The organism is Akkermansiaceae bacterium (genome assembly GCA_019634595.1).
GTDB lineage: Bacteria > Verrucomicrobiota > Verrucomicrobiia > Verrucomicrobiales > Akkermansiaceae > Luteolibacter.
Genome location: JAHCBC010000003.1, coordinates 541,806 through 554,769, shown reverse-complemented (window position 1 = coordinate 554,769; position 12,964 = coordinate 541,806). Strand labels below are relative to the sequence as shown.

The following is a 12,964-nucleotide window of genomic DNA, read 5'->3' as shown; positions in this document are numbered from 1 at the left end:
CGGGTAAGGATTCTCAGGGAGCGAACGAGTAGAAGACCCTGCGTGGTTGTCCCGGAACCAGTTCCACTTCATGGCGGCCTGCGGTTTCCCGGATTCCGTCCTGGGTGCCGCTGATCCGCAGCCGGTCTCCCGGCGGGAGGCTGTTGAGGGCGAAAGGAAGCTTTGCCGGACCATCGCTCAGAGTGAGGGTGCGGATCAGCGTATCCTTTTCCCCCCGCTCCCAGGCATCCGTGAGAATCTGGTCACCGATCTGGATCCGGAACGCCGGATTTCCGGCGGAATCGAGAACGAAGCCTTTGAAGACCGCATCGTCGGGCAACAGGCGTTTGTCCGATAGTTTCACGACCGTTTTGCCGGCAGGTTCCTGGTTGCCCTGGCCTCGGTCCGTCCAGTGACGTCCGGCATCAATGAAGTCCCCCTTCCAGACCAGAGTTGGTTCCAGATTATCCGCGGACCAGACGAGATTCACGCCCCCGGGGAAACCGACACCGATCGCGCGGGCGGTGCTGCCCGCGATGAAGTTCCGGTAGATGATGGGGCGGTCCTTCGGTGTCAGCAGGATCTCCTTCCACTTTTTCGTATTGGAGGCCGTGTCCTTGGAAACCCATTTGAAGTCCTTCATTTCCGGCCCTTTCCAGCCGAGCTGGATGCCGTCGTTCTGGGTCACTTCGTAGTATTCGATCCGGATGGGATGCAGTCCCTTCGCCAGCTTGATCTTTCCGGTCTTGGAGCGGCTGCCGTTCATCGGGCCGAGGCCCTTGATCTCGGCGATCCTCTTGCCATTGATGAGAACCCGTCCGCCGTCATCCGCATCGAAATAGAATTCGTAGTCGCCGTCCTTTTCCGCTTCGAAATCCGCCTCCCATACCATGCCGAAGTGCTCGCCGCGCTTGGTGGCCTGGTCGAGGCTGATGATGCCGTCATGTTCCTCCTCGACGTTGGCGGAGGTGAGTTTGGAGAAGTCGGGCAGGTCTTTCCAGTTTCCGAAGTAGGTGCGGGAGATGAGGTTCTTGAGGGCGGACGGCTCCTTTGGCAGCGGGTGGAGCTTGAGGATCTCCGGAGCGGTCCAGGCTTTCTCCCGGGTGGCTGTCGCCGCGCGGATGGATTTCACAAGGTCGGCGGATACCGCGGATTCCCCATTGCCAAAGGAGGAGCGGACATAGGTGAGGATCGCAGCGACGACGTCGTCCGGCAGCACCGCGCCTTGGGGAGGCATCGTGAGATTGTAGGATTTGCCGAGCACCTCGATGGGGCCTTCCAGCCCGTGCAGCACCACCTTCACCGCGCGGTCCGGCGGGCCTGCGACCCACGGGCTTTCCGAAAGGGGAGGGGAATTCGCCGCCGGGACGCCTTTCCCGTCAGAGCCGTGGCAGGCGGAACAGTAGGTGGTGTAGAGCTGGCCTTCGTCCTGTGCATGGAGATGGCCGGCAAAAAGGAGAGGGAGGCAGCAGAAGATCGGCCGCATGGATTTCGCCGGAATGCCTCGGGAATAGGACATGAGACCGGGTTTATGGAGTTCCTGCGGAGCACGCAAGCATCCAGCGTCCGCCAGCAGGGCGGAGTGCGAAATATCCAGGCGGGATGGCCGGATCCGCATAAAATGTGTCCGCTCCCCGATAGGAGGGGGATCTCAGTCGGCCTTCGCCCGATGAGCCGAGTAGTGCCGGCGCAGGCCCTCGGCGAGGGCGTCCGCATACTCCCGGAAAATCGACGGACGGAGCTGGCCTTCGATTTCCTTCACCCCGTCATAGTCCCCGGCCTGGATGCGGGCGTAGTCGAGGGTGGAGTTCATCACGTAAGGCTCCATGTAGATGACCGGGCAGTCGTAGAGCCGGTTGGCGAGAAGGTTCCGCGCCCAGAGGAAAGGGTGGCCGCCCACGGAAAGCACGCTGCCGCCCGGCGGATAGACGTAGGGGGGGAGCTGGCTGATCTCCGCGTAGGTGTCCGCGATGGTGCTGCCGACGAAGGCTTCCTCCTCGTGGGTATGGGAGAGCAGCTTTTTGATCATGGTGAAACGCTGGTCCGCCAAAGCGACCTCTTCGTTGTTGTAGGCTCCGTTCAGGATCAGGTGGAGATGGGTCCGTGGGATGAGGGTGGGGGTATTCGGATCGCCCCACGCCTCCGCGTTGAAATGCAGGCACAGCACCAGGTCCGGCTTGAGCTGGCCGTTGACGATCTCCGCACGGGAGTGGATCTCCGCGGTCCGGTAGAAAAGCCGCTGGGCCAGCCTGGAAATGGATTCCGGTTCCTGCGTGGCGGAGGTGGCCTCCGCATCCTGGATAAGGGCCTCCGGCCGGATGGTGGTCACGGGTTCCGGCTTGTCCCGGACGAGGGAGACGCGCGCGCCGAGAGCCTCCAGTTTGGGCTTCAGGAGCTTGGCCACCGCCAGGGTCATGTCGCCCTCGGTGACAGGCGTGCCGCCTTCGTGGATGAACCACCGTTCCTCCATCTTCGCCCACTCTCCGCCGATGTGGCCGGGGTCGATCGCGATGTGGAGATCCTGGAGCGGCTGGTCCGCCGGGGCGGCTGGCAGTTCGGAGGTCGCTTTCCAGCTTTTCGGGGCAGGCACGGCTTCCTCCGCGAACTGGAGGATGAAGATCCCGCCGTCCGTCGTCTTGATGACCGCGTTGGTTTCGGTGAGAAGGATGTAGTTCTTCCAGTTGTCCCCGACCGTGAAGACAGTGGTCAGCAGCCGCTCGAAGTCGGAACGGGTGATGGTCCTTTGGAAAGGGGCAAGGGACTGCCAGTCCGGCGGCTGCGCCAGCGGGGACAGCGCGGGTTTTTCCGGGATGATCTCGGTTTCAACGATTTCCGGAATCTCCGGTGGCGGGACGACAGCCTCCCGTTTCAGCTTCAGATAAAGCATGACAACGGCAACGAACGCCCCGGTGAGCACGAAAATGGGGAAATAGCGGAGCAGAAAGGACGGCATTCGGTAAATAGGATTGAGGCGGGAGGGCCGGGAGTAAAGGATCGGTCGCGGGCCAACGGGTACCGGATTAAGCCAATGTCATCGATTCGTATTTTATTTCTGGGGGATGTGGTGGGTGAGCCCGGCAGGAAAGCGGTCATCGGACAGCTCCCTGTCTTGAAACAAGAGAAGGGCCTCGATTTTATCATCGTGAACGGCGAGAACGCCGCCGGGGGCAGGGGGATCACCCCCCGCATCACCATCGACCTGCTGCGGGCAGGAGCTGCGGTCGTGACGACCGGAGACCACGTCTGGGATCAGCAGGAGATCGTCGAGTATTTCCCGACCGAGCCGCGTCTCCTTCGCCCCATCAACTATCCGGAAGGAACTCCGGGGCAGGGGAGTGTCATCCTTGAGACGGCGAAGGGGAAGGTGGCCGTGGTTCAGGTCCAGGGCCGCTCCTTCATGCAGCCACCGCTGGAGAACCCGTTTCTGGCCATGGAGGCGGAAGTCGGGCGCTTGCACGGGCTGGGGGTGAAGGTCATCGTCGCCGAGATCCACGCGGAAACCACCAGCGAGAAGATCGCGATGGGCCGCATGCTGGACGGAAAGGTTTCCCTGGTCGTTGGTACTCATACGCATGTGCAGACCGCGGACGATGTGATCTTTCCCGGAGGCACCGGCTACCTGACGGATGCAGGGATGTGCGGGCCGGAGGAGTCCATCCTCGGGCGCAGCATCGAGTCGGTCGTGTGGCGCTTCAAATCGAACATGCCTACACGATTCCCTGTGGCAAAAGGAGTTGTGAGGATTTGTGGCGTGATCGTTGACGTGGATGTGGAGAGCGGAACCTGCCTGCACATTGAAAAATTGTCGCTGCTGCTGAAGGAAGAGATGGAGGAATCCACTTCTTCGAAGGCGTAATGCCTTTATTTCCAACGATTTTCCAAGAACATGGAAATAGACGATATTTTTTTTGACAGAGGGGCGGGCTTTGTTACTGTCCGCCCGCTCTTCCCCACATGAAGTCAGGGGTGCCGCGGTCAGTCCGGAGCGGACAGGTCGCGGTTCTTTTGTCGGAAGAAGGAAGGGCGGACATCGTCAGATTGCTCGTGTAGCTCAGGGGTAGAGCGCATCCTTGGTAAGGATGAGGTCGGGGGTTCAATTCCCCCCACGAGCTCCATTGGCGGTCAGATACTCTCAGAACTCACGCGAAACCACAACCACCATGGCCAAAGAAGCATTCAAGCGCAACAAGCCGCACGTTAACATCGGAACCATCGGTCACGTTGACCACGGCAAGACCACCCTCACCGCAGCGATCACCAACACGCTGGCGGACAAAGGTTTTGCTGAAAAGAAAAGCTATGCGGACATCGACGCTGCTCCGGAAGAGCGCGAGCGTGGTATCACCATCAACACCGCCCACGTCGAATACGAAACCGACAAGCGCCACTACGCCCACGTTGACTGCCCCGGCCACGCCGACTACGTGAAGAACATGATCACCGGTGCTGCCCAGATGGACGGCGCGATCCTCGTGGTTTCCGCCGCTGACGGCCCGATGCCGCAGACCCGTGAGCACATCCTCCTCGCCCGCCAGGTCGGCGTGCCTGCTCTGGTTGTCTTCATGAACAAGGTTGACCTTGTTGACGACGAAGAACTCCTCGAGCTGGTTGAGATGGAAGTCCGCGACCTTCTTTCCTCCTACGAGTTCCCAGGCGACGACATCCCGATCGTCAAGGGTTCCGCCAAGGCCGCCCTCGAAGGCGACGCCGCCCAGAAGGAGAACATCTTCAAGCTCATGGACGCTGTGGATTCCTACATCCCTGAGCCGGAGCGCCCGATCGACAAGACCTTCCTCATGCCGATCGAAGACGTGTTCTCCATCGAAGGTCGCGGAACCGTCTGCACCGGCCGTGTCGAGCGTGGTATCATCAAGAAGATGGAAGAAGTCGAGATCGTCGGCATCCGCGACACCCAGAAGACCACCGTCACCGACATCGAAATGTTCCGCAAGCTGCTCGACGAAGGTCGTGCGGGTGACAACGTCGGCCTCCTCATCCGCGGTCTGAAGAAGGACCAGGTCGAGCGCGGCCAGGTCATCGCCAAGCCGGGCACCGTGAAGGGCCACACCGTCTTCAAGTCGGAGATCTACGTTCTCTCGAAGGAAGAAGGCGGCCGCCACACCCCGTTCTTCTCGAACTATCGCCCTCAGTTCTACTTCCGCACCACCGACGTGACCGGCAGCATCAAGCTTCCGGAAGGTGTCGAAATGGTGATGCCAGGTGACAACATCAACCTGGAAGTCGAACTCATCACCCCGATCGCCATGGAGCAGACCATGCGCTTCGCGATCCGTGAAGGTGGCCGCACCGTTGGCGCAGGCCGCGTCGGTGAGATCATCAAGTAATTCAAAGCAGTGAGGCATCCGGCGGGTCCGCCCGCCGGAATGCTGGACCCCGGGGCATCCCGCTCTTCAAAAAGCGAGATGCCCCTTGGTCGCCTCTAAAACGGCAGTAGTTCAATTGGTAGAGCATCGGTCTCCAAAACCGAGTGTTGGGGGTTCGAGTCCCTCCTGCCGTGCCACTTTCCACAGATTCCCGTCCAAACGAAACCATCGATGCAGTTCCTGGAATACATCAAGATTGCCGACAGCTGGGTCGCAACCGGAATTGTGTACGCGATTCTGATCGCGGCCATCGTCCTTTTCGCCAAAAATTTCGCCAGGGTAAGCACCTTTGTCAGCGAGGTGAAGGGCGAGCTCAAGAAGGCGAGCTGGCCTTGGGAGTCCGACCCGAAGATCAAGGGCTTCCGCAAATACAAGGAACTGGTCGATTCCACCGTCGTGGTGCTGATCGCCATGATCCTGCTCGCCGGTTTCGTCCAGTTCTGGGACTACATCCACGTCGCGGTGATCACCTTCCTCACCAACTTTGGCCGCTGAGGCCGCTTTTCCTTTTCCCATTTTCCTGATCCATGCCCGATACAGCGCCATTCAAAGACCAGTGGTATGTCGTCCAGGTTCTCTCCGGCCAGGAGCAGCGGGTCCGTGACCGGATCCAGCGCCAGGCGAAGGAAGAGGAGATGACGGACTACATCCGCGAGGTGCTGGTTCCGACGGAAATGGTTTCCGAAATCCGCCGCGGCAAAAAGACCGAGACGAAGCGCAAGTTCTTCCCGGGTTACATCATCGTCAACATGCACCTCATTTCCGAGGACAACCAGCTCGTCGAGAAGACCTGGTTCTTCATCAAGGAAATGGAAGGGGTGATCGGCTTCGCCGGCACCAAGGACCGCCCGATCCCGATGCGTCCGCGCGAGGTGGAGGCGATGCTTTCCCAGATCCAGGAGCGCGAACAGAATGTCCGCCCCGCCATCAGCTTCGAAGTCGGTGACACCGTCAAGGTGGCGGATGGTCCCTTCCAAAGCCAGAACGGCATTGTCGAAGAAATCGACCCGGAGCGCGGCAAGCTGCGTGTTTCGGTCACCATCTTCGGCCGCAGCACGCCGGTCGAACTCGAATACTGGCAGGTCGAGCGCGCCTGATCCACCCACCTCCAATCCCTCTCAACTAGTCTCAACACCGCATCACTATGGCCAAGGAAGTCGTAAAAATCATCAAGCTCCAGATCAAGGCAGGAGCCGCCAACCCTTCACCACCCGTCGGTCCCGCTCTTGGTCAAGCCGGTGTGAACATCATGGGTTTCTGTAAGGAATTCAACGCCGCCACCCAGGCCCAGGCGGGCGATGTGCTTCCGGTCGTGATTTCCGTCTACAAGGACAAGTCCTTCTCGTTCGTCACCAAGAAACCCCCGGCCGGCAACCTGCTGAAGAAAGCCGCCGGTCTTGCTTCCGGTTCCAAGGAGCCGCACAAGATCAAGGTTGGCAAGATCTCCAAGGAGAAGCTCATGGAGGTTGTCGCGATCAAGATGCCCGACCTCAACACCAAGGACCCGGAAGCAGCCGCCCGCATCCTCGCAGGCACCGCCCGCCAGATGGGTCTCGAAGTCGAAGGCTACTGAAAATTTCGGCCGAGGGATCCCTGATCCCGGAGCCCGCAGGAGGGAGCCAGCCGCTTCCGCCCGAACTGCAAACCAAAACAACAAATGGCCAAACACCGCAGCAAACGCTACAAAAAGGCAGCCGCCCTTGTCTCCGCAGGCAAGAGCTATTCCCTCACCGATGCGATCAGCACCCTGAAGGAATTCCCGGCTCCGAAATTCACCCCGACCGTCACCCTTTCGTTCCACCTCGGCGTGGACCCACGGAAGAGCGACCAGATGGTCCGTGGTTCCGTCTCCCTTCCCCACGGCACCGGCAAGAACGTCCGTGTCGCGGTCTTCGCCTCCGGTGCGGCTGCTGAAGCGGCCATCGCCGCTGGTGCGGAGCACGTCGGCTTCGAAGACCTCATCAAGAAGGTCCAGGAAGGTTTCACGGACTTCGACTCCGCGATCGCCACTCCTGACGCGATGACCGAAGTCCGGAAGATCGCCCGGGTTCTCGGACCCCGCGGCCTCATGCCGAACCCGAAGACCGGCACCGTCACCGACGACGTCGCCAAGGCTGTCAAGGAAGTGAAGGCCGGCCGGATCGACTTCAAGCTCGACAAGAACGGCAACGTCGCCGGTTCCATCGGCAAGTCCAGCTTCAGCCCCGCTGAACTGGCTGAGAACGCCCGCGCCTTCGTTGATGGCGTGGTCCGTGCGAAGCCCGCTTCCGCAAAGGGTAACTACATCCAGTCCGTGACCCTGGCCGGCACCATGCTGCCAGGTCTGCCGCTGGAAGCAGCCACCTACACCAAAGTCACCGCTTAATCCTCACGCCCTGTAAAATGAGCAATCCCGATAAGAAAATCATCATCGACGGTGTGCTGGAGCGCGTGAATGCGTCCCCTTATCTCATCGTCGTGGACTACACCGGCCTGACCGTGACCCAGTTCACGGAGCTGCGCAACCGCCTCGGTGCCGCTGGTGCCAAGGCCCTTGTTGCCAAGAACAGCTACGTCAAGAAAGCGCTCGCCGAAGCCGGTCTTCCGGACATCGCCGAGAGCCTGGTCGGCCAGACCGCCTTCATCACCGGTGACAGCGAGGTTTTCGCCGCCGCCAAGGTGGTGAAGAACTTCGAGAAGGAGTTCAAGAAGCCGGAATTCAAGATCGGTATCCTCGATGGTGCCGTTCTCTCCGCTGAGAAACTCCAGTCCATCGCCGACATTCCTTCCCGCGAAGCGGTTCTTGCGCAACTCCTCGGCCTCATCAACGAGCCGGCGACCCGCATTGCCCGCGTCCTCAACGCGAAGTTCAACCCGGATGCCAACGAGGCGAAAGCCGACGAAGAGGCGGCAGCCGAATAAACCAGACAAATCTGAACAGAAGGCATCCGCGTCTCCGCGCGGGTGCTTGAACACATAATGGTTCCTCGTCGGGGCGGCGGCTGCCGCACTGAAATTCCCGGAGGCTCCGGGAGCGACGATACCGAACAGGAGAAAACAAAATGGCCAACATCGAAACACTCGTAGAAGAACTCGGCAAGCTCACCGTTCTGGAAGCTGTCGACCTCGTTAAGAAACTTGAAGAAACCTGGGGCGTGTCCGCCGCTGCCGCTGTCGCAGCCGCTGGTCCTGCCGCTGGTCCTGCCGAAGCAGTCGAAGAGAAGACTGAATTCGACGTCGTCCTCACCGATGCAGGTGGCAACAAGATCGCTGTCATCAAGGCAGTCCGTGAAGTTGCTCCGGGCCTTGGTCTCGCTGACGCGAAGAAGCTCGTCGAAAGCGCCCCCGCGAAGATCGTGGAAGGTGTCGCCAAGGACGCTGCCGAAGCAGCCAAGAAGAAACTCGAAGAGGCTGGCGCCAAAATCGAGCTCAAGTAACTTATTTTTGGATTTCTTCCCGGAGCGTGCTTACGCTCGCTCCGGGAAGCTCCAGAAACACCGCCGGAACCGGCGGGAGATTCCACGAAAACTCCGGGCTTTCCCGCCGATTCCGACCTCCATTTCACATTCCTGAAACTCCACTCGCCTGAGACCGTTCGCGGCTCGGGCTTCACTTGTCATTAGCAGAACACGAAAACACCATGGCTGAACGTCTCTATTTCGGTAAATTTGAGGAAGTCATTGAACCCCCGAACCTCATCGAGGTCCAAAGCCGCTCCTATGACGAGTTCCTCCAGAAGGACGTCACGCCCAGCGAGCGCACCGATACCGGTCTCCAGGCCGTGTTCCGTGAAGTGTTCCCGATCAAGAGCTACGATGAAGCGATCGAGCTCGACTTTGTCGCCTACGACATCGAGGACCCCAAGATCACCTCTCTGGACTCTCTCCGCAACAGCGAGAGCTTCAGCGCCGCCCTCTACGTGACCTTCAAACTGAAGGACGAGACGGGTAACAAGAAAGAGCGCGTCTACATGGGCGAACTGCCGATGATGACCCGCCGCGGCACCTTCATCATCAACGGTGCGGAGCGTGTCATCGTTTCCCAGCTCCACCGCTCCCCCGGTATCTGCTTCGAGACCTCCCAGCACCTCAACGGCAAGCTGCTGCACTCCTTCCGCATCATCCCGGACCGTGGTTCCTGGCTGGAAGTCCAGTTCGACACCAACGATCTGCTCTACGTCTATCTGGACCGCCGCCGCCGCCGCCGGAAGTTCCTCGCGACCACGTTCCTCCGTGTTCTGGGCTACCCGACGGACCGCGACATCGTCGGTCACTTCTACTCCCCGGAAGCCCTCGCCCTCAGCGAGAGCATGGACGAAGGCGAACTCGGCCACAAGGTGCCGTTCGAGGACGTCCTCGACGGTGAACTGGTCGTCGCCAAGGCCTACGAGCCGCTGACCATCGGCATCGTCCGCCAGCTCCTCGCCCTGGGCCACAAGTCGATCGAGGTCATCGACGGCCGCGAGGACGAAATCCTGCTCAAGTCGCTCCGCAAGGATCCGGCGAAGGACGAGGAGTCCGCCCTCAAGGACATCTACCGCAAGCTGCGCCCCGGCGACCCGCCGACCGCCGCCAACGCCCGTGCGCTCCTGAAGCGCCTTTTCTTCGACGCGAAGAAATACGACCTCACCCGCGTCGGCCGTTACAAGATCAACCAGAAGCTCGGCATCAACGTCGATTCCGACCAGCGGATCATGGTCCCCGAGGACTTCCTCGCCGCCGTCCGCTACATCCTGAAACTGAAGAAGGGTGACGGTGTCATCGACGACATCGACCACCTTGGTTCCCGCCGCGTCCGTGCGGTGGGTGAACTCCTCGCCAACCAGTGCCGCGTGGGCCTCGCCCGCACCGAGCGTCTGGTCAAGGAGCGCATGACCCTGTTCGACGTGAACATCGAGGGCATGACCCCGCAGAAGCTGATCAACCCGAAGGCGCTCTCCGCCGTCGTGCGCGACTTCTTCGGCCGGTCCCAGCTTTCCCAGTTCATGGACCAAACCAACCCGCTCGCGGAACTCACCCACAAGCGCCGTCTTTCGGCCCTTGGACCGGGTGGTCTGAACCGCGACCGCGCCGGCTTCGAAGTCCGCGACGTCCATCCGTCCCACTACGGCCGCATCTGCCCGATCGAAACCCCGGAAGGTCCGAACATCGGTCTCATCAACTCGATGTGTACCTACGCCCGGATCAACGAGTTCGGCTTCATCGAGACCCCTTACCGCCGCGTCGTGAAGGGCAAGGTCACCAACGAGATCGAGTACCTCACCGCTGACCAGGAAGAAAACTTCCTCATCGCCCAGGCGAACAACCCGATCACCAAGGACGGCTCCTTCACCACCGAGCGCATCACCGCCCGTGAAAAAGGCGGCGAGTTCATCGAGTCCCTCCCGGTCGAGGTCCACTACATGGACGTTTCTCCGAAGCAGCTCGTGTCCGTGGCCGCGGGCTTGATCCCGTTCCTCGAGCACGACGACGCCAACCGCGCGCTCATGGGTTCGAACATGCAGCGCCAGGGTGTGCCTCTCCTTGTTTCCGAGGCGCCGCTCGTCGGCACCGGTCTGGAAGGCAAGGCAGCCCGCGACTCCCGCGCCGTGGTCGTCGCGGAGGCTGACGGCATCGTCGCCGCCGCCACCGCGGAAATCATCATCACCACCCCGGACGGCAAGCTGCCTGTCTCAGAGGAGAAGTTCCTCTCCGACGCGGAGTCGGTGAAGACCAACATCGACAAGGGCATCCTGGCCTACCCGCTGCGCAAGTTCATGCGCTCGAACGCCGGCACCTGCATCAACCAGAAGCCGATCATCAAGAAAGGCCAGAAGATCAAGAAGGGCCAGGTGCTCGCCGACGGTCCGAACACGGAGGATGGCGAACTCGCCATCGGCCGCAACGTGCTGGTCGCGTTCATGCCTTGGAACGGCTACAACTTCGAGGACGCCATCGTCATCTCGGAGCGCGTGGTGAAGGACGATGTCTACACCTCGATCCACATTTCCGAGTTCGATGTCGCCGCCCGCGACACCAAGCTGGGACCGGAAGAAATCACCCGTGACATCCCGAACGTCGGTGAGGAAGCGCTCCGCAACCTCGACCACGACGGTATCATCCGCATCGGTGCGGAAGTGAAGCCGGGCGACATTCTCGTCGGCAAGATCACTCCGAAATCCGAGACGGAGCTTGCCCCCGAAGAGCGCCTTCTGCGCGCCATCTTCGGTGAGAAGGCGGCTGACGTGAAGGATACTTCGCTGCGCGTGCCATCCGGTTGCATCGGCATCGTCCAGGACGTCCGCGTTTCCTCGCACGGCTTCGCCAAGAAGCGCGCGGAGAAGGTGGATCCGGTCGAGCTCAAGAAGCAGCTCAAGAAGATCAACGACGAGCACAAGAAAAAGGCTGACAAGCTGACCGACGACCTCACCGAGCGTCTCTCGGACATCCTGCTCGGTGAGAAGATCCCGCTCGACGTGGTGAACGCGCAGACCGGTGAGATCATCATCCCCGCGAACCGCAAGATCACCAAGACCCTGCTGCGCAAGCTCGCTTCGGTGCACGATCACATCGAGATCGACCCATCCCCGATCCGTAACAAGATCCTGGAAATCATCGGTTCCTTCGAGGGCCGCTTCCAGGAACTCGACACGGAGCGGGAGCGCAAGCTCGACTCCCTGGAGTCCGGTGACGAGGTCGATCCCGGCGTCATCAAGGAAGTGAAGGTCTTCATCGCCGCCAAACGGAAACTCTCCGTGGGTGACAAGATGGCGGGCCGTCACGGTAACAAGGGTGTCGTCGCGACCATCGTCCCTGAAGAAGACATGCCGTTCCTGCATGACGGAACGCCTGTCGATATCTGCCTCAACCCGCTCGGCGTGCCGTCGCGGATGAACGTCGGACAGGTTCTCGAAACCCACCTCGGTGTCGCCGCCAAGGCGCTCGGTTTCAAGGTTGCCACCCCGATTTTCGACGGCATCAAGGAAGAGGTCATCTGGGACTTCATGTCGAAGGCCAAGAAAGTCGATGGTGTGAAATTCGTCGGCGACAACGGCGATCTCCGTGAGCGGAAAAAGGACGAGAAAGAAGGCCGCGGCTATACCTGGATCGGTGACGGCAAAGACGGCACCACCGGTGGCAAATCGACCCTCTATGACGGTCGCACGGGTGAAGCATTCCACAACCCCGTGGTTGTGGGCATGATCTACATCCTGAAGCTCGGTCACTTGGTTGCGGACAAGATCCACGCCCGTGCCGTTGGTCCATACTCCCTCGTCACCCAGCAGCCGCTCGGGGGCAAGGCCCAGTACGGTGGCCAGCGTTTCGGGGAAATGGAGGTGTGGGCGCTCGAAGCCTACGGCGCCGCCTACACCCTGCAGGAGCTCCTCACCGTCAAGTCGGACGACGTCCAAGGCCGGACCCGCATCTATGAGGCGATCGTCAAAGGCGACAACAACCTGGAAGCCGGCACGCCGGAGTCCTTCAACGTCCTCATCAAGGAAATGCAATCCCTCGGACTTGATGTCCGTCCGGGTCGCAGGGGATCGGGCCATGGCTCCGGCATGACCGGCGGTCTGGACGACTTCTCCCTCGATGACCTCACCCTCTGATCAAGTAACCGCGAACCTAACTGCTGACCTAATT

Annotated in this window: 11 protein-coding genes and 2 tRNA genes; 11 read left to right on the top strand and 2 right to left on the bottom strand. The window is 60.7% G+C overall.

All coding sequences use genetic code 11. The features are described 5' to 3' along the window. Positions 1-13 precede the first annotated feature (13 nt). Positions 14-1,498 (bottom strand): c-type cytochrome, encoded by a 1,485-nt coding sequence (locus KF712_13080; GenBank protein ID MBX3741922.1) that lies wholly within the window; start codon positions 1,496-1,498, stop codon positions 14-16. A 132-nt stretch (positions 1,499-1,630) separates the two neighbouring features. Continuing rightward, positions 1,631-2,932 (bottom strand): N-acetylmuramoyl-L-alanine amidase, encoded by a 1,302-nt coding sequence (locus KF712_13075; GenBank protein MBX3741921.1) that lies wholly within the window; start codon positions 2,930-2,932, stop codon positions 1,631-1,633. 75 nt (positions 2,933-3,007) lie between these two features. On the opposite strand from KF712_13075, the gene KF712_13070 reads away from it, so the two are divergent. The 11 genes from KF712_13070 (at position 3,008) to rpoB (ending at position 12,930) form a co-directional block, all read left to right on the top strand. Continuing rightward, positions 3,008-3,835, top strand: a complete 828-nt coding sequence (locus KF712_13070) for a TIGR00282 family metallophosphoesterase (protein MBX3741920.1) — start codon at positions 3,008-3,010, stop codon at positions 3,833-3,835. A 184-nt stretch (positions 3,836-4,019) separates the two neighbouring features. Further along, positions 4,020-4,094, top strand: a tRNA-Thr gene (locus KF712_13065). Positions 4,095-4,139: 45 nt separating this feature from the next. Then, positions 4,140-5,324, top strand: coding sequence for an elongation factor Tu (tuf, locus tag KF712_13060; protein ID MBX3741919.1), 1,185 nt, complete (start codon positions 4,140-4,142; stop codon positions 5,322-5,324). 100 nt (positions 5,325-5,424) lie between these two features. Next, positions 5,425-5,500: transfer RNA gene (locus KF712_13055), tRNA-Trp, on the top strand. Positions 5,501-5,612: 112 nt separating this feature from the next. After that, positions 5,613-5,858: a preprotein translocase subunit SecE gene (locus KF712_13050; protein ID MBX3741918.1), complete on the top strand. Its 246-nt coding sequence runs from the start codon at positions 5,613-5,615 to the stop codon at positions 5,856-5,858. Positions 5,859-5,890: 32 nt separating this feature from the next. Beyond that, positions 5,891-6,460 carry a transcription termination/antitermination factor NusG gene (gene nusG / locus KF712_13045; GenBank protein MBX3741917.1) on the top strand — a complete coding sequence of 190 codons (570 nt, stop codon included), beginning with the start codon at positions 5,891-5,893 and terminating at the stop codon, positions 6,458-6,460. A 47-nt stretch (positions 6,461-6,507) separates the two neighbouring features. After that, positions 6,508-6,936 carry a 50S ribosomal protein L11 gene (gene rplK, locus KF712_13040; protein ID MBX3741916.1) on the top strand — a complete coding sequence of 143 codons (429 nt, stop codon included), beginning with the start codon at positions 6,508-6,510 and terminating at the stop codon, positions 6,934-6,936. Between the two features lie 84 nt (positions 6,937-7,020). Beyond that, complete coding sequence (gene rplA / locus KF712_13035; GenBank protein ID MBX3741915.1) at positions 7,021-7,728, top strand: 50S ribosomal protein L1; 708 nt, start codon at positions 7,021-7,023, stop codon at positions 7,726-7,728. A gap of 17 nt (positions 7,729-7,745) precedes the next feature. Next, positions 7,746-8,264, top strand: a complete 519-nt coding sequence (rplJ, locus tag KF712_13030) for a 50S ribosomal protein L10 (protein ID MBX3741914.1) — start codon at positions 7,746-7,748, stop codon at positions 8,262-8,264. A 140-nt stretch (positions 8,265-8,404) separates the two neighbouring features. Then, on the top strand, positions 8,405-8,779 hold the full coding sequence (gene rplL, locus KF712_13025; GenBank protein MBX3741913.1) for a 50S ribosomal protein L7/L12: 375 nt from the start codon (positions 8,405-8,407) through the stop codon (positions 8,777-8,779). Positions 8,780-8,982: 203 nt separating this feature from the next. Beyond that, entirely contained in the window at positions 8,983-12,930 is a 3,948-nt protein-coding gene (gene rpoB, locus KF712_13020; protein MBX3741912.1) for a DNA-directed RNA polymerase subunit beta, read from the top strand. Positions 12,931-12,964: the final 34 nt, after the last annotated feature.

Bases quoted from the DNA above. Each gene is read 5' to 3' on its own strand.
- KF712_13080 (MBX3741922.1), bottom strand. From the start codon at position 1,498: ATGTCCTATTCCCGAGGCATTCCGGCGAAATCCATGCGGCCGATCTTC.
- KF712_13075 (MBX3741921.1), bottom strand. From the start codon at position 2,932: ATGCCGTCCTTTCTGCTCCGCTATTTCCCCATTTTCGTGCTCACCGGG.
- KF712_13070 (MBX3741920.1), top strand. From the start codon at position 3,008: ATGTCATCGATTCGTATTTTATTTCTGGGGGATGTGGTGGGTGAGCCC.
- tuf (MBX3741919.1), top strand. From the start codon at position 4,140: ATGGCCAAAGAAGCATTCAAGCGCAACAAGCCGCACGTTAACATCGGA.
- nusG (MBX3741917.1), top strand. From the start codon at position 5,891: ATGCCCGATACAGCGCCATTCAAAGACCAGTGGTATGTCGTCCAGGTT.
- rplK (MBX3741916.1), top strand. From the start codon at position 6,508: ATGGCCAAGGAAGTCGTAAAAATCATCAAGCTCCAGATCAAGGCAGGA.
- rplA (MBX3741915.1), top strand. From the start codon at position 7,021: ATGGCCAAACACCGCAGCAAACGCTACAAAAAGGCAGCCGCCCTTGTC.
- rplJ (MBX3741914.1), top strand. From the start codon at position 7,746: ATGAGCAATCCCGATAAGAAAATCATCATCGACGGTGTGCTGGAGCGC.
- rplL (MBX3741913.1), top strand. From the start codon at position 8,405: ATGGCCAACATCGAAACACTCGTAGAAGAACTCGGCAAGCTCACCGTT.
- rpoB (MBX3741912.1), top strand. From the start codon at position 8,983: ATGGCTGAACGTCTCTATTTCGGTAAATTTGAGGAAGTCATTGAACCC.